Origin of the sequence: Streptomyces sp. WMMB 714 (assembly GCF_900090125.1) — a bacterium.
Lineage (GTDB): Bacteria > Actinomycetota > Actinomycetes > Streptomycetales > Streptomycetaceae > Streptomyces > Streptomyces daqingensis.
Map to the genome: position 1 here is coordinate 146,416 of NZ_FMHJ01000012.1, position 15,030 is coordinate 161,445.

Annotated in this window: 9 protein-coding genes and 1 pseudogene; 3 read left to right on the plus strand and 7 right to left on the minus strand. The window is 71.0% G+C overall.

All coding sequences use genetic code 11. The annotated features are described in order from the left end of the window. Nucleotides 1–17: 17 nt before the first annotated feature. Entirely contained in the window at nt 18–1,355 is a 1,338-nt protein-coding gene (locus tag H181DRAFT_RS21435) for a M16 family metallopeptidase (RefSeq protein ID WP_045866199.1), read from the minus strand. Nucleotides 1,356–1,648: 293 nt separating this feature from the next. Here H181DRAFT_RS21435 and H181DRAFT_RS21440 point away from each other — a divergent pair, with 293 nt between their 5' ends. Then, the gene (locus H181DRAFT_RS21440; RefSeq protein WP_045866200.1) at nt 1,649–4,093 is read left to right on the plus strand and encodes a DNA gyrase/topoisomerase IV subunit A; all 2,445 of its coding nucleotides are present in this window, start codon (nt 1,649–1,651) and stop codon (nt 4,091–4,093) included. 81 nt (nt 4,094–4,174) lie between these two features. Here the strand turns inward: H181DRAFT_RS21440 and H181DRAFT_RS21445 are convergent, their stop codons facing one another. After that, the gene (locus H181DRAFT_RS21445; protein ID WP_045866201.1) at nt 4,175–5,419 is read right to left on the minus strand and encodes a CobW family GTP-binding protein; all 1,245 of its coding nucleotides are present in this window, start codon (nt 5,417–5,419) and stop codon (nt 4,175–4,177) included. Nucleotides 5,420–5,821: 402 nt separating this feature from the next. Here H181DRAFT_RS21445 and H181DRAFT_RS21450 point away from each other — a divergent pair, with 402 nt between their 5' ends. Further along, nucleotides 5,822–7,537 carry an ATP-binding protein gene (locus tag H181DRAFT_RS21450; protein WP_078895904.1) on the plus strand — a complete coding sequence of 572 codons (1,716 nt, stop codon included), beginning with the start codon at nt 5,822–5,824 and terminating at the stop codon, nt 7,535–7,537. 40 nt (nt 7,538–7,577) lie between these two features. Here the strand turns inward: H181DRAFT_RS21450 and H181DRAFT_RS21455 are convergent, their stop codons facing one another. From H181DRAFT_RS21455 to H181DRAFT_RS21470, 4 genes and pseudogenes are all read right to left on the minus strand, one after another. Next, nucleotides 7,578–8,432, minus strand: a complete 855-nt coding sequence (locus tag H181DRAFT_RS21455) for a glycoside hydrolase family 16 protein (RefSeq protein ID WP_045866202.1) — start codon at nt 8,430–8,432, stop codon at nt 7,578–7,580. 127 nt (nt 8,433–8,559) lie between these two features. Further along, a complete protein-coding gene (locus H181DRAFT_RS21460) occupies nt 8,560–10,164 on the minus strand; it encodes a solute symporter family protein (protein ID WP_045866203.1) in 1,605 nt (534 codons plus the stop codon). A gap of 140 nt (nt 10,165–10,304) precedes the next feature. Next, a pseudogene (locus tag H181DRAFT_RS21465) lies at nt 10,305–10,739 on the minus strand (DUF485 domain-containing protein); the annotation flags it as partial. Nucleotides 10,740–10,847: 108 nt separating this feature from the next. Next, entirely contained in the window at nt 10,848–13,028 is a 2,181-nt protein-coding gene (locus H181DRAFT_RS21470; protein ID WP_045866204.1) for a DNA gyrase/topoisomerase IV subunit B, read from the minus strand. Between the two features lie 437 nt (nt 13,029–13,465). Here H181DRAFT_RS21470 and H181DRAFT_RS21475 point away from each other — a divergent pair, with 437 nt between their 5' ends. After that, nucleotides 13,466–13,693, plus strand: coding sequence for a DUF7455 domain-containing protein (locus tag H181DRAFT_RS21475; protein ID WP_045866205.1), 228 nt, complete (start codon nt 13,466–13,468; stop codon nt 13,691–13,693). A gap of 262 nt (nt 13,694–13,955) precedes the next feature. Here H181DRAFT_RS21475 and H181DRAFT_RS21480 read toward each other — a convergent pair whose 3' ends face one another. Then, complete coding sequence (locus tag H181DRAFT_RS21480) at nt 13,956–14,897, minus strand: serine protease (RefSeq protein ID WP_045866206.1); 942 nt, start codon at nt 14,895–14,897, stop codon at nt 13,956–13,958. Between the last annotated feature and the right edge of the window lie 133 nt (nt 14,898–15,030).

Consider the following 15,030-nt stretch of genomic DNA (forward strand, 5'->3'; position numbering starts at 1 on the left):
GGGGTTGGGGGCGTCGCTCACTGGGCGGGCTCCTCGCTCTGCTCGGTCGGCTCGCTCTGCTCGGTGGGCTCGTAGACGAGCACTGCGCGGTTGTCCGGGCGGAGCCTGGCGGCGGCCACTTCCCGTACCTGCTCAGGAGTGACCTCCAGCAGGCGCTGCACCGCGGTCAGCGCGAGCTGCGGGTCGCCGAAGAGCACCGCGTAGCGGCACAGTTCGTCCGCGCGGCCGCCGACCGTCGCCAGCCGGTCCAGCCACTCGCGCTCCAGCTGGGCCTGCGCACGCTCCATCTCCTCGGGCGTGGGGCCCTCTTCGGCGAAACGGCGCAGCTCGTCGTCCACGGCCTCCTCGACGGCGGAGACCTCGACGCCGCCCGAGAGCTTCACATCGAGCCATCCCAGCGACGGCGCGCCCGCCAGGCGCAGAATCCCGAAGCCGGCACCGACAGCGAGCCGGTCGCGGCGCACGAGGCGCTTGTTGAGACGCGAGGACTCGCCGCCGCCGAGCGCGGTGAGCGCCACGTCGGCCGCGTCGCACTCGCGCGTGCCGTCGTGCGGCAGCCGGTAGGCGGCCATCAGCGCACGGGCGGGGACGTCCTCCTCGATCACCTCGCGCTTCTGCTCGCCGATCACGTCGGGCAGGGTGCCGTCGCGCGGCGGCCGCTTCCCCTCGTGGCCCGGCACGGAGCCGAAGTACTTCTCGATCCAGGCCAGCGTCTGCTCCGGATCGATGTCGCCGACGACGCTCAGCACCGCGTTGTTCGGCGCGTAGTACGTACGGAAGAACTCGCGGGCGTCCTCGAGCGAGGCCGCGTCCAGGTCGGCCATCGAGCCGATCGGCGTGTGGTGGTAGGGGTGGCCCTCGGGGAAGGCCATCGCCGTCAGCCGTTCGAAGGCGGTGCCGTACGGCACGTTGTCGTAACGCTGGCGGCGCTCGTTCTTCACGACGTCGCGCTGGTTCTCCATCGACTCCTCGTCCAGGGCGGCGAGCAGCGACCCCATGCGGTCCGCCTCGAGCCAGAGCGCCAGCTCCAACTCGTGGGCGGGCATGGTCTCGTAGTAGTTCGTGCGCTCGAAGCTGGTGGTGCCGTTGAGCGACCCGCCGGCGCCCTGCACCAGTTCGAAGTGGCCGTTGCCCTGCACCTGCGCGGAGCCCTGGAACATCAGGTGCTCGAAGAGGTGGGCGAGACCCGTGCGCCCGGCGACCTCGTGGCGCGAGCCGACGTCGTACCAGAGGCAGACCGCCGCTACGGGGGTGAGGTGGTCCTCTGAGAGAACCACTCGCAGGCCGTTGGCCAGCCTGTGCTCGGTCGCTGTCAGCCCGCCGACGGATGGCGGGGGCGTGGCCGTGTGACCCATGGGCTGTGGAGTCCCTTCGATCGCGTCAGTTGCGTGCACGTCGTGGCAAGCGGTTCTGTCACCCTATGCAACCGCGCCGACAGCGTGCGGAGTTCCCGTACGGTACGCCCTGGGGCCCGGCCCGCCGCGGGCCGTCCTCCGACGGAGCGGCGCCGGCGGCACCCCGGCCTGACGGGCCGGGGAGCCGGCTGTCGGCGACGCGGTCCACAATGGTCCGCGTCGAGTCCGCATCCGTACCCGGCTCGACAGCAGCCGCCCGCACCGGTACGCACCCTTAAGGAGAGCCAGCCGCGATGGCCCGCCGCAGTACGAAGACTCCACCGGAAGATTTCGAAGAGCGCATCCTCGACATCGACGTCGTCGACGAGATGCAGGGCTCCTTCCTGGAGTACGCCTACTCGGTCATCTACTCGCGTGCGCTTCCCGACGCCCGCGACGGGATGAAGCCCGTGCAGCGGCGGATCCTGTACCAGATGCACGAGATGGGCCTCCGCCCGGAGCGGAGCTACGTCAAGTGCGCCCGGGTCGTCGGCGAGGTGATGGGAAAGCTGCATCCGCACGGCGACAGCGCCATCTACGACGCGCTCGTGCGCATGGCGCAGTCGTTCTCCATGCGGCTGCCGCTGGTCGACGGACACGGCAACTTCGGTTCGCTGGGCAACGACGACCCGCCCGCGGCGATGCGGTACACGGAGTGCCGCTCCGCGCCCGCGGCCGGTCTGATGGTCGAGTCGATCGACGAGGAGACGGTCGACTTCGCGCCCAACTACGACGGCAGCGAGCAGGAACCGGGCGCGCTTCCGGCCGCCTACCCCAACCTGCTGGTCAACGGCTCCTCGGGCATCGCGGTCGGCATGGCCACCAACATGCCGCCCCACAACCTCGGCGAAGTCATCGCCGCCGCACGGCACCTGATCAAGCACCCCGGTGCGGATCTGGAGACGCTGATGCGCTTCGTCCCGGGTCCGGACCTGCCGACGGGCGGCCGGATCGTCGGCACGGACGGGATCAAGGACGCCTACGCGGGCGGCCGCGGCAGCTTCAAGATGCGCGCCACGGCTTACGTCGAGCAGGTCACGCCCCGGCGCAAGGGCCTCGTCGTGACGGAACTGCCCTTCACCGTCGGCCCGGAGAAGGTCATCTCCAAGATCAAGGATCTGGTCAACTCCAAGCGCCTGCAGGGCATCGCGGACGTCAAGGACCTCACCGACCGCGCCCACGGGCTGCGCCTGGTCATCGAGATCAAGAACGGTTTCAACCCGGAAGCGGTACTGGAGCAGCTGTACAAGTTGACGCCGATGGAGGAGTCCTTCGGCATCAACAACGTCGCGCTCGTCGACGGCCAGCCGCTCACGCTCGGCCTCAAGGAGCTCTTGGAGGTCTACGTCGACCACCGGTTCACCGTGGTGCGCCGGCGCAGCGAGTTCCGCCGCACCAAGCGGAAGGACCGGCTGCACCTGGTCGAGGGGCTGCTGGTGGCCCTCATCGACATCGACGAAGTCATCAGGATCATCAGGTCGAGTGAGAACTCGGCGCAGGCCAAGGAATCGCTGATGGCCCGCTTCGGGCTCAGCGACGTGCAGACCCAGTACATCCTCGACACCCCGCTCCGGCGGCTCACCAAGTTCGACCGCATCGAGCTGGAGAGCGAGCGGGACCGGCTGCGTTCCGAGATCGAGGAGCTGACGCGGATCCTGGAGTCGGACGCGGAGCTGCGCAAGCTCGTCTCCGGCGAACTCGCCGCCGTCGCGAAGAAGTACGGCACCCCCCGGCGCACGGAGCTGCTGGAGTCGGCGGGCGCGCAGGTGGCCGCGGTCCCGCTGGAGGTCGCCGACGACCCCTGCCGGGTGCTGCTCTCCTCGACGGGCCTGCTCGCCCGTACCGCCAACGGCGAACCCGCCTTCGACCAGGACGCGAAGCGCGCCAAGCACGACGTGATCGTCTCCGCCGTGCCGGCGACGACGCGCGGTGAGGTGGGCGCCGTCACCTCGGCGGGGAGGCTGCTGCGGCTCACCGTCGTCGACCTGCCGCAGCTGCCGGAGTCGGCCTCCGCCCCCCATCTCGCGGGCGGCGCGCAGGTCTCGGAGTTCCTCTCCCTGGAGGACGACGAGGACCTGATCTGCCTGACCACCCTCGACGAGTCCTCCCCCGGCCTGGCGCTGGGCACCGAACAGGGCGTGGTCAAGCGGGTGGTGCCGGACTACCCGGCCCACAAGGAGGAGTTGGAGGTCATCTCGCTGCGCGAGGGCGACCGCGTCGTGGGCGGCGCGGAGCTGCGCACGGGCGAGGAGGACCTGGTCTTCATCACCGACGAGGCTCAGCTGCTGCGTTATCCGGCCGGGCAGGTCCGTCCGCAGGGGCGGGGTGCGGGCGGCATGGCCGGCGTCAAACTGACGGGTGAGGCGAAGGTCATCTCCTTCACCGCGGTCGACCCGTCCGTGGACGCGGTGGTCTTCACGCTCTCCGGTTCGCACGGCACCCTGGACGACTCGATCAGTACGGCGAAGCTCACCCCGTTCGACCAGTTCCCGCGGAAGGGGCGCGCGACGGGAGGCGTGCGCTGCCAGCGGTTCCTCAAGGGTGAGGACTGCCTCGCGCTGGCCTGGGCCGGTCCCGCGCCCGCGAAGGCGGCGTCCAAGAACGGCACACCGGCGGAGCTGCCGGAGATCGATCCGCGCCGCGACGGGTCGGGGGTGCCGCTGCAGAAGCCGGTCGCGGTCGTCGCGGGGCCCGTGTAGGCGCCGGCTCGGCGCACGGACGCCCCGCCGGACGGGCGCCCCCGGCGGCGGGGCGTTCACCGGCGGTCGGGCCCGGTCAGATCAGAGACCGGGCCCCGCGACCGGCTCCTCCTCGGCTTCGGGCTCGTACCAGGGCGCGTCATCCCCCGCGAGGTCGTCTGCCGGAGAGCGGTCGCCGGCGCGGCCTTCGTCCCAGCCGCCCTCCCCGGGCTCCTCGACGTACCGCAGCACGCCCCACAGAGCGTTCGGATCGTCGTCCTCGGCCCCGTCCGCGACGCAGCCCTCCAGCTCCTCGCGCAGGGCGGCCGTGTCGGCGCCCGCGCTGATCAGCACCAGCCTGGTGAGCCGCTCCTCGTCCTGCGGCCACCGCTCCGGCGTGAACCGCAGGAACCCGCCGACAGCGTGCACGCCATAGCGGTTCGCGGGGTCGGCCGGCCCCAGGTCGACGTGGCCTTTGATGCGGTAGAGCCCGGCCGGCCGGCTGTCCAGGAAGTCCATGAGGCGCCTGGAGTGCAGCGGCCGGTCCGAGGTGAACGACACGCTCTCGTACGCGGCGTGCAGATGCCCTGTGTGGTCGTCCTGCCCGCATCCTTCTGCGTCACCGTCCGTGGCCTCTTGCGCGGCCCCGTCGCTGCCTTCCCCGCCGTCCTCGCCGCGCTCTTCGCGCTCTTCGCGCTCTTCGCGCAGCAGGTCTTCGAAGGAGAGCTGTTCGACCGGGGGACGTTCCCGCCGCGCCGGGTCGAAGAGCAGCGAGGGGTCGATCCGCCCGTGTGCCGCGGTGACGACCGGCGTACCCGGGCTGAGCCTGGCCAGTTCCTCCTGCAGCGTCTGCCGTACCGGCTCGGAGACCCGGTCCGTCTTGTTGAGCACCACGAGGTCGGCGGCCCGCACATGCCGGTCCAGCTCCGGGTGGCGTTCGCGCGTGCGGTCGAACTCGGCGGCGTCGACGACCTCTGTCAGCCCGCCGTAGACGATGTGCTCGCTCCGGGCGGCGAGGATCATGCGGATCATCGTCTCGGGCTCCGCGAGCCCGCTGGCCTCGACGACGATGACGTCCATGTCCACTGACGGGCGGGCCAGCTTGTCGAGAACCTCGTCGAGGTCGCTGGTGTCCACCGCGCAGCACAGGCACCCGTCCCCGAGGGCGACCATCGAGTCGACCTGGCCGGCCACCGCCATGGCGTCGATCCCGATGCTGCCGAAGTCGTTGACGACAGCGCCGATCCGGGTGCCGCGGCTGTTCCGCAGCAGATGGTTGAGCAAAGTCGTCTTGCCGGAACCGAGGAACCCTGCCAGGACGATGACCGGGACGCGGCGGGTGGTCACGGGCGGTGCCTCCAGCGTGGTGCCGTCTGAACGGCTGTTGATCGTAGTGGAGGGCGCCGTGTGCTCTCACCGCGAGCCCGGCCCGGAGGGGACGGGACGGTGGCAGGTGCGCCGGGCCGCGAGGGTGCGCTGACCGGGGATCGCGCACGTCACAGCGGACAGCACCCGGACGGGCTACCGTCTCGCACACACGCAGGAGAGCGGCCCCGCCCGCCTCTCCCCTCCGCCCGGTACGGCCCCTGCCGGCGCCCGCCCGTCCCGTCGTGCACCGCAAACGAGGACCCCGTGACCCCATCCGACGCCTCCGCCCCCGGCACACCCCCGACCGATGTGCGGCAACGCCTGCGCGCCCCCCTGAGCCGGGTCCGATGGCCGCAGCGTGTGTTCTCGCAGGTCCTGCTGATGCAGCTGGCCATCGCCACCGGCGTCACCGCGCTGGTCACGGTCTTCTTCCTCGCACCGCTCAGCGACGAGCTGGACGACCGGGCGATGGACCGCGCCCTGGCCATCGCGCAGACGACGGCGGCCGGCCCCGGTCTCGCCCGCCGGCTCGGCTCGGAGGCAGGGCCCTCCGCCGACGGCCCGGTGCAGGCCCAGGCGGAACGCATACGCAAGTCCACGGGCGCCGGCTACGTCGTCGTCATGGACACCGACGGCATCCGCTGGTCACACCCGGAGCGCCGCCGCGTCGGCGAGCACGTCTCCACCGATCCGGGCGCGGTGCTGGCCGGACGCGAGGTACGGCACATCGACGAGGGGACCCTCGGCCGGTCCGCACGCGGAAAGGTTCCGCTGCGCGACGAGGAGGGCCGCCTCGTCGGCGCGGTCTCCGTCGGCATCGCCTACGACGGCGTACGGGACAGGCTGCTGGGCGCGGTGCCGGAGCTGCTGGCGTACGCGTGCGGGGCTCTGGCCGTCGGAGTGCTCGCCGCGGTGCTCGTCTCCCGGCGGCTCCAGCGGCAGACCCACGACCTGGCTTTCTCCGACATCTCCGCGCTGCTGGACGAGCGGGAAGCCATGCTGCACGGCATCCGCGAGGGCGTCGTCGCCCTCGACGCCCGCGGCTGCCTCAGGCTGATCAACGACGAGGCGCAGCGGCTTCTGGAGCTCCGGCCCGAGGACACCGGACGGCCCCTGGCGGAGGCCCTCGGCCCGGGACGCACGGCGGACGTGCTGTGCGGGAGCGTCACCGGCTCGGACCTGCTCACCGTCCGGGGCGGCCGCGTACTGGTGGCCAACCGCATGCCCACGGGCGACGGCGGCGCGGTGGCCACGCTGCGCGACCGGACGGAACTCGAGCTGCTGGGGCGCGAACTCGACGGCTCCCGCGGCCTGATCGACGCCCTCCGCGCCCAGGACCACGAGCACGCCAACCGGATGCACATCCTGCTGGGGCTGCTGGAACTCGGCCAGTACGACGAAGCGGTCGACTATCTCAGCGCCGCTGTCGGAGTGCACCGCGCGACAGCCGAGCAGATCACCGAACGTGTGGGGGATCCGCTGCTGGCCGCGCTGCTCGTGGGGAAGGCGACGGTGGCCGCCGAGCGCGGCGTCGTCCTGCACACCACGTCGGGCACACGGCTGCCGGACCGGCTGGTCGACCCGCGGGAGCTTGCGACCGTGCTCGGCAACCTCGTCGACAACGCCGTGGACGCGGCGGCCGGTTCCGCGGATCCCCGGGTGTCGGTGGAGCTGCGCCCTCAGGACGGGCAGGACGGAGTGGGGCTGCGCGGGGGCCGGGAGGGGCTCCGGAACGACGGCGCGTCCGGGGCCGGCCGGGAGGACGGCGGGGCCGGTACCGGCATCGTCCTGCGGGTCGCCGACAGCGGCGCGGGCGTACCCGACGACCAGCGCGATCTCGTCTTCGCCGAGGGATGGTCCACGAAGGAACCGCCCGCGCACCGTCAGAGGGGTCTGGGCCTCGCCCTCGTGCGGCGGCTCGCCGAGCGGCACGGCGGTACGGCGCGGATCGGCGAAGCCGAGCTGGGCGGTGCGGAGTTCACCGTCGTGCTGCCGCACGCCCTCCACCCGGGGACGGCCGCTGCTTCGGCAGGGGCGGCGTCACCGGGGACGGCCGCGGCGTCCGCGTCGGAGGACGTGGAGCGGGAGAGGGCGTAGGGGCGGGGCCCCGAGGAGGGCGGCCCCGCCCCTCCCCCGGTCAGTTGCCTCCGGTGACGCGGACGTAGTCGACCACCAGCTGCTTCGGGAAGCTGGTGCTGCCGTCCGGATCGCCCGGCCAGTCACCGCCGACCGCGAGATTCAGGATCAGGTAGAAGGGGTGGTCGAAGACCCACCGGTTGCCGTTGAGGTCCGCGGGGGTACGGGTCTGGTACACGTTGCCGTCCACCGACCAAGTGATCTTCTCCGGGGACCAGTCGACGGCGAAGGTGTGGAAGCCGTCGGAGAACTTCTGCCCGTCCGGCAGGGAGTATCCGGCTCCGATTCCGCCGCCCCCGGAGTAGCCCGGCCCGTGGAGCGTGCCGTGGACCGTCCCGGGCTCGAACCCGACGTTCTCCATGACGTCGATCTCGCCGCACTCCGGCCATCCGACGCTGCCGATGTCCTCGCCCAGCATCCAGAAGGCGGGCCACATGCCCTGGCCCTCGGGCACCTTCAGGCGGGTCTCGACGTGCCCGTAGGTCGTCTTGAACGTGCCGGCGGTGTTCAGCCGGGCCGAGGTGTATTCGCAAGCGCCGTACCAGCACTGGTAGTCGGCGGGGTTCTCCTTCTTCGCGGTGATCACGAGGTTGCCCTGGCCGTCGAGTGCGGCGTTGTCCGTACCGCTCGTGTACCACTGGCGCTCGTGGTTGTTGACGTTGTCGCCTGTCTCCAGCTGCCACTTCGACCCGTCGACGGGGCTGCCCGCCGGGCCGTCGAAGTCGTCGCTGAACGACGCCACCGCGCGGTCAGGTTGCGGGGGCTCGGCCGCGCTTGCGGGCGTCACCAGTACGGGGGCGGTGGCCAGGGCGACGGCCGCGAGGAGGCCGGTCGTGAAGGAACTCCGGGGTTTCATCGAGCGGTTGCCTTCCTGTGGACGGATCACACGGAACTGGCATGCCGTAATTTGTTGAAGACAATGTCCGGCGTCACCGCGTACATGTCAATAGGTCTGGACCATCTTCTTCACGCCCTGACGGCACTCAGACAGCGCCCGCACCGGTCAGTGAACGGACCTCCGTCTCCGCGTGCTTGGCCTCGTCGGCTGCTTCGCGCGACGTGACGGTGCCGAGCCAGCCCGCCAGGAAACCGAGCGGGATGGCCACCAGCCCGGGGTTCTCCAGGGGGAAGACCGCGAAGTCGGCATGCGGGAACAGCGCACCCGGCGCCCCTGACACCACCGGCGAGAGGACGACCAGGGCGATGGCCGGAATCAGACCCCCGTAGACCGACCAGACCGCGCCCCTCGTGGTGAACCGGCGCCAGAAGAGCGCGTACAGCAGTACGGGAAGGTTGGCGGCCGCCGCGACCGCGAAGGCCAGCCCGACGAGGAAGGCCACGTTCAACTGCTGTGCCAGCAGCCCGAGTCCGACTGCCGCCGCACCCACCACGGCCGCGGCCACCCGCGCCACCCCGACCTCGCTCCACCCCTTGCCTCCGCCGGACCGGGCACGCCGGCTGAACGAGGCGTACAGGTCGTGCGCGACGGACGCGGAGGAGGCGAGGGTGATGCCCGCGACCACCGCCAGGATCGTGGCGAAGGCGATGGCGGCCACGATCGCGAACAGCGCCTGCCCGCCCGCCGATTCGGCGCCCCCGCCCAGTTCGAGCGACAGCAGCGGTACCGCGGTGTTCCCCGCCGGATCGGACGCCCGTACCGCATCGCTGCCCAGCAGCGCCGCGGCGCCGAACCCCAGCACGACGGTCATCAGGTAGAAGCCGCCGATGAGACCGATCGACCAGACCACCGAGCGGCGAGCGGCGCGCGCCGTCGGCACCGTGTAGAAGCGGGAGAGGATGTGCGGCAGCCCCGCCGTGCCCAGGACGAGCGCGAGCCCCAGGCTGATGAAGTCCAGCCTGTGCGTCCACTCCCCGCCGTAGCGGAGCCCCGGGGCGAGGAAGTCACGCCCGTGGCCGCTGCCTTCGGCGGCGCTGCTGAGCAGTGCGCCGACGTCGCCGCCGAACCGCAGCAGCACGAGCACCGTCAGCGAGAGGGCGCCTCCCAGGAGCAGCACCGCCTTCACGATCTGAATCCACGTCGTCGCCCGCATGCCCCCGCAGGAGACGTAGACGATCATCAGCGCTCCGACCCCGATCACCGTCCACGACCGGGCCTGTCCGCTTCCGCTGCCGAGCAGCAGCGCGACGAGGCTGCCGGCCCCCACCATCTGCGCGACGAGGTAGAGGACCGAGACGGTGACGGAGGAGATGCCCGAGGCGATCCGCACCGGCCGCTCGCGCATCCGCGCGGCGACCACGTCGGCCAGCGTGAACCGGCCGCAGTTGCGTACGAGTTCGGCGACGAGGAGCAGCACCACCAGCCACGCCACGAGAAAGCCGACGGCGTAGAGGATGCCGTCGTAGCCGAACAGCGCGATGACCCCCGAGATACCCAGGAACGACGCGGCCGACATGTAGTCGCCCGCGATGGCGAACCCGTTCTCCATGGGGCTGAAGAGACGGCCGCCCGCGTAGAACTCCACGGGCGACCCCTGCCGCCGGCGGCCCGCCCAGCTCGTGATGGCCAGCGTCACGGCGATGACGGCACTGAAGAGCAGCAGGGTCAGTGTCCGGTGGTCGTCCGTCACAGCGTGCCCTCCCGAGCGGTGCGCGGACCAGGGAAGTCGGCGAGCGCCTCGGCCCGCCGCCCGCTGCGGGCGTCCCCGCGGCTCTGCGCGGGGGCGTCGCCGCGATCGCGACCGGGGCCGCCCGCTGCCGCGGCGCCCGTGCGGGTCATGTCCTGCGTCTCCCACCGCAGTTCGAGCGCCGGTCTGTCCCTGCGCAACCGGGCATGGCGGACGTAAGCCCAGGTCAGCAGGAAGGTGGTGGCGAACTGCGCGAGACCGGCGGCCATCGCCACGTTGAAGACCCCCACCAGGGGCCTGGCCATCAGCTGCGGGGCGAGCGTGGCCGTGACCACGTACGCGAAGTACCAGACGAGGAACGCCGCGGTGGCGGGCAGGACGAAACGCCGGTACCGGCGCCGCACCTGCTGGAACGCGGGGCTGCGCTGGACGGTGAGGTAGACGGCCGCGTGCGGATCGCCGGGCTCCCCGCCCCCGGGCCGCGCCTCTGCGGGGCGGCCCGGTGCGGCGGGGAGTCCGTCGTGCTCGCCCCAGCCTGCGGCCAGGGCGTCGTCGTACCAGGGGTCTTCGGTGCGCATGGCCCAAGGATGGGCACGCGCAGAAGATCACGGATGGGGCATCCTGGACTGTTCACCCCTTCAGGTGACGTACCAGACATGCAGGTCCGTGCGGCGAGGCACCGTCGATCAGACGTCGATCCGCGAGCGGTCCAGCGTCGCCGCGGAGGAGCTGATGAACTCCCTGCGCGGCGCCACTTCGCTGCCCATCAGCAGGTCGAACGCGGCCTCCGCGGACTCCAGGTCGCTGATGTTGATCCGGCGCAGCGTGCGGTACCGCGGGTCCATCGTCGTCTCCGCAAGCTGGTCGGCGTCCATCTCGCCCAGGCCCTTGTAGCGCTGGATCGAGTCCTTGTACCGCACGTTCCTGCGCTGCAGGTCCATCAGCGTCTGCCGCAGCTCGTTGTCCGAATAGGTGTAGATGTACTTGGCCTGCCCCTTCTTGGGGTTGGTCAGCTCGATCCGGTGCAGCGGCGGCACGGCGGAGAAGACGCGGCCCTCCTCGACCATGGGGCGCATGTAGCGCTGGAAGAGGGTGAGCAGCAGGCAACGGATGTGCGCACCGTCGACGTCGGCGTCCGCGAGGAAGATGACCTTGCCGTAGCGGGCCTGGTCGATGTCGAAGGTCCGCCCGGACCCGGCTCCTATCACCTGGATGATCGAGCCGCACTCGGCGTTCTTGAGCATGTCCGCGACGGAGGACTTCTGGACGTTGAGGATCTTGCCGCGGATCGGCAGCAGCGCCTGGAACTCGGAGTTCCGGGCCAGCTTCGCGGTGCCGAGCGCCGAGTCGCCCTCGACGATGAACAGTTCGCTGCGCTCGACGTCGTCACTACGGCAATCGGCCAGCTTGGCGGGCAGCGCGGACGATTCCAGGGCAGTCTTCCGCCGCTGCGCCTCCTTGTGCTGCCGGGCGGCGATGCGCGTACGCGCCGCCGCCGCGATCTTCTCCAGGACGGCACGGGCCTGCTGCTTGGCGTCCCGCTTCGTCGAGGTCAGGAAGGTCTTCAGCTCCGAGGCGACGACCTGCGCGACGATCCGTGAGGCGGCCGAGGTGCCCAGCACCTCCTTGGTCTGCCCCTCGAACTGCGGCTCGGCCAGCCGTACCGTCACGACCGCCGTCAGGCCCTCGAGGGCGTCGTCCTTGGCGACGTCGTCCTCGGCGACCCGGAGGATCTTCGTGGCCCGCAGCGCCTCGTTGACGGTCCTGGTGACAGAGCGTTCGAACCCGGACACGTGGGTGCCGCCCTTGGGGGTGGCGATGATGTTGACGAAGGACTTCAGCGTGGTGTCGTACCCGGTGCCCCAGCGGAGCGCGATGTCCACGCCCAGCTCACGCTGGACCTCGGTGGGGATCATGTGGCCCCGGTCGTCGAGGACGGGCACCGTCTCCTTGAACTGACCCTTGCCCTGCAGCCTCAGCACGTCGCAGACGGGGCGGTCCTGCGCGAGGTACTCGCAGAACTCGCTGATGCCGCCGTCGTAGTGGAAGACCTCCTCCGTGACCCCGGAGCCGGACGCGTCCTGCCCCTCGGATCCCGCCGGCCGCTCCACCCCGCGCTCGTCCCGTACGACCAGCGTGAGCCCGGGGACCAGGAAGGCGGTCTGGCGGGCGCGGGCGTACAGCGTCTCCAGCGAGAGCTTGGCGTCCTTGAGGAAGATCTGGCGGTCCGCCCAGTAGCGCACGCGCGTACCGGTGCGGTTCTTCGGCAGCTTCTTGCCCTTGCGCAGGCCGCTCGCCGGGTCGAACGGCGCATCGGGGCCCGACTCGGTGAAGATCCCGGGGACGCCGCGGCGGAAGCTGATGCTGTGCGTGCGGCTTCCGCGGTCGACCTCGATGTCGAGCCGCGACGCCAGCGCGTTGACGACCGAGGCACCGACGCCGTGCAGACCGCCGGAGGCGGCGTAGGAGCCGCCGCCGAACTTGCCTCCGGCGTGCAGCTTCGTCATCACGACCTCGACGCCGGAGAGGCCCGTCTTGGGCTCGACGTCGACGGGGATGCCCCGGCCGTTGTCGCGGACCTCGACCGAGCCGTCCTCGTGGAGGATCACCTCGATGCGGTCGCAGTGGCCTCCGAGGGCCTCGTCCACGGAGTTGTCGATGATCTCCCAGAGGCAGTGCATGAGCCCGCGGCTGTCGGTGGAGCCGATGTACATGCCGGGGCGCTTCCGCACCGCCTCGAGCCCCTCGAGAACCAGCAGGTGCCGCGCGGTGTAGTTGGAGCCGCCGTCCCGGTCTGCGCCGGTGAGCAGTGCGGCGGACGGCTTTGTGTTCCCCGTGCCGGTGGCCAGGGAAGGTTCGGCGGTCACGCGGTTCGCTCCTCGCTGAATTCTGCTGGGGGTGGCTGGCTGCCGCGTCAGAGGGTACCGAGAGTGCAGGAGAGGGCGCGCCGCGCCACCCGGGAAGGGGGTTCATGCTAGCCCATGCTCGATAGAGTGTTCGATAACACGAGCGGGTGACGCACACATCACGTTCCCTTTGGCGCATGAACCATTTAGGCTCCGGGCACGTCCCCTTCAACAACGGGAACCGACGGCAACACTGCACAGACAACAACTGGACAACAGCAACCAAGCGACATGACGACGAAGCAACCCACGTAATACGGCTCATTCGCCGCCACCCGGCAACATGCAGCCGCCCCCGCGGAGAAACCTCCGAGGGAATCGTCGAGAGCGGGAACGTTTTCGACCTGGTTGGATGTTGACCCTGGTACGACAGCTCGTCGAGCTAGAGAAGAGGCGACGTGACTACTGTTCTGACCCCCGCGACTCCGTTGACGGCCGCCGATCGCTGCGACCGCTGCAACGCTCAGGCCTACCTGCGCGTCGTGCTGCTCAGTGGCGGAGAGCTGCTGTTCTGCGCCCACCACGGCCGCAAGTTCGAGCCCGAGCTCAAGAAGATCGCCGCGGAGATACAGGACGAGACGGAGAAGCTCACCGCGTCTCCCGCGAATGCGGAGACCGGCGAGTAATCCCGAGCGTCCTGGAACTGACGCAAGCAACGTCCCGAACCGACGAGCTCGGTCCGGCTGAGAGCCGGAAACGGTGGGCGGCCACCCGGTGACACCGGGTGGCCGCCTTTCCCTGTCCCGCGCCCGATCCGGTTTCTCAGGTAAGCCGCCGGAGAATTTCGCTCTCAGCGAACCACTTCCTCCAACCCATATCCCGGCCCCTTCAAACCTTCGAATTCCCTCCGCCTTCGGCAGCCCGCGAGGGGCTTGCGCCGCGGTCCGCTCACCCCCTGTGCGCCCGTATGGCGTCCGCCATCGCGGAGACCCGCGTGTAGACGCCAGGACGCCCCTCCTCGCCGCACCCCACGCCCCAGGAGACCAGCCCCACCAGACGGCCCTTCGCGACGAGCGGACCGCCGCTGTCGCCCTGGCACGCGTCCCGACCGCCCGCCGGCGTTCCCGCGCACACCATCGACCGCTCTTCGAAGACCCCTCCGAAGGTGCCCGAGGCACTGCGCGGATACGCCCGGGCGCACTCCGAGTCCTCCACCATCTCCACATCGGCAGCGCGGAGGCCTGAGGCGTACGCTCCGCTGCCGCTGGTGTCACCCCAGCCGTAGACCTCCGCGGCGGTCCCAGGGGCGTACGCGGCGTCCTGAGCCGCCGCCACGGGTACGGGGTGGTCCTCCGGCAGCGGCTCGGAGAGAGCGAGCACGGCGATGTCCTGCTCATTCGTCGCGGCGTCATAGCCCGGATCCACCCACACCGAAGCCACCGGCACCTCGCGCCCCGACCCGGTTTCCAGATCCCCCCGCCCCGATATGACGTGCAGATCCCGCACCTCACCCCTGGCCGCGCCCAGCACCTCCGGGCCGAGGCAGTGTGCCGCCGTGACCACAGTGCGTACGTCCACCAGCGCACCCCCGCAGAACTGCCCCGAGCGATCCGGGCCGAAGCGCTCCTTGCTGGAGAGCGCGACCGCCCAGGGATGCTCCGCCGCGTCGACAGGATGCCCCCCGACCACCGCACGGCCCCGCACACCGGTACGGACGGCCGCGGAATGCCCGGCAGCCCGATTGTCGACGGGGCCGGCTGCCCGCTCAGGCGCCCGTGCCTGACCACGCGGCGGGGCGCCGTCCGGGAACCGCTCCGAAGCCGCGGGCAGCCCGGCGAGCAGGACCGCCGTGAGCAGGAACAACGGGATCGCACGCAGGTGACGACGCATGCAGCCTCCAGACCCGTGGAGCGGCTATCCGGAGCACCAAGGGTGAGCCGCATGGCGCAGTCCCGCATCCGGAGACGGGCAGCGCACACGCGGCAGGGGCCGGCGATCCGTGGAAGGATCACCGGCCCCTGCC

Coding starts and splice junctions, on each gene's coding strand:
- H181DRAFT_RS21455 (WP_045866202.1), bottom strand. CDS start 8,432: ATGAAACCCCGGAGTTCCTTCACGACCGGCCTCCTCGCGGCCGTCGCC.
- H181DRAFT_RS21450 (WP_078895904.1), top strand. CDS start 5,822: ATGCAGCTGGCCATCGCCACCGGCGTCACCGCGCTGGTCACGGTCTTC.
- H181DRAFT_RS21440 (WP_045866200.1), top strand. CDS start 1,649: ATGGCCCGCCGCAGTACGAAGACTCCACCGGAAGATTTCGAAGAGCGC.
- H181DRAFT_RS21435 (WP_045866199.1), bottom strand. CDS start 1,355: ATGGGTCACACGGCCACGCCCCCGCCATCCGTCGGCGGGCTGACAGCG.
- H181DRAFT_RS21480 (WP_045866206.1), bottom strand. CDS start 14,897: ATGCGTCGTCACCTGCGTGCGATCCCGTTGTTCCTGCTCACGGCGGTC.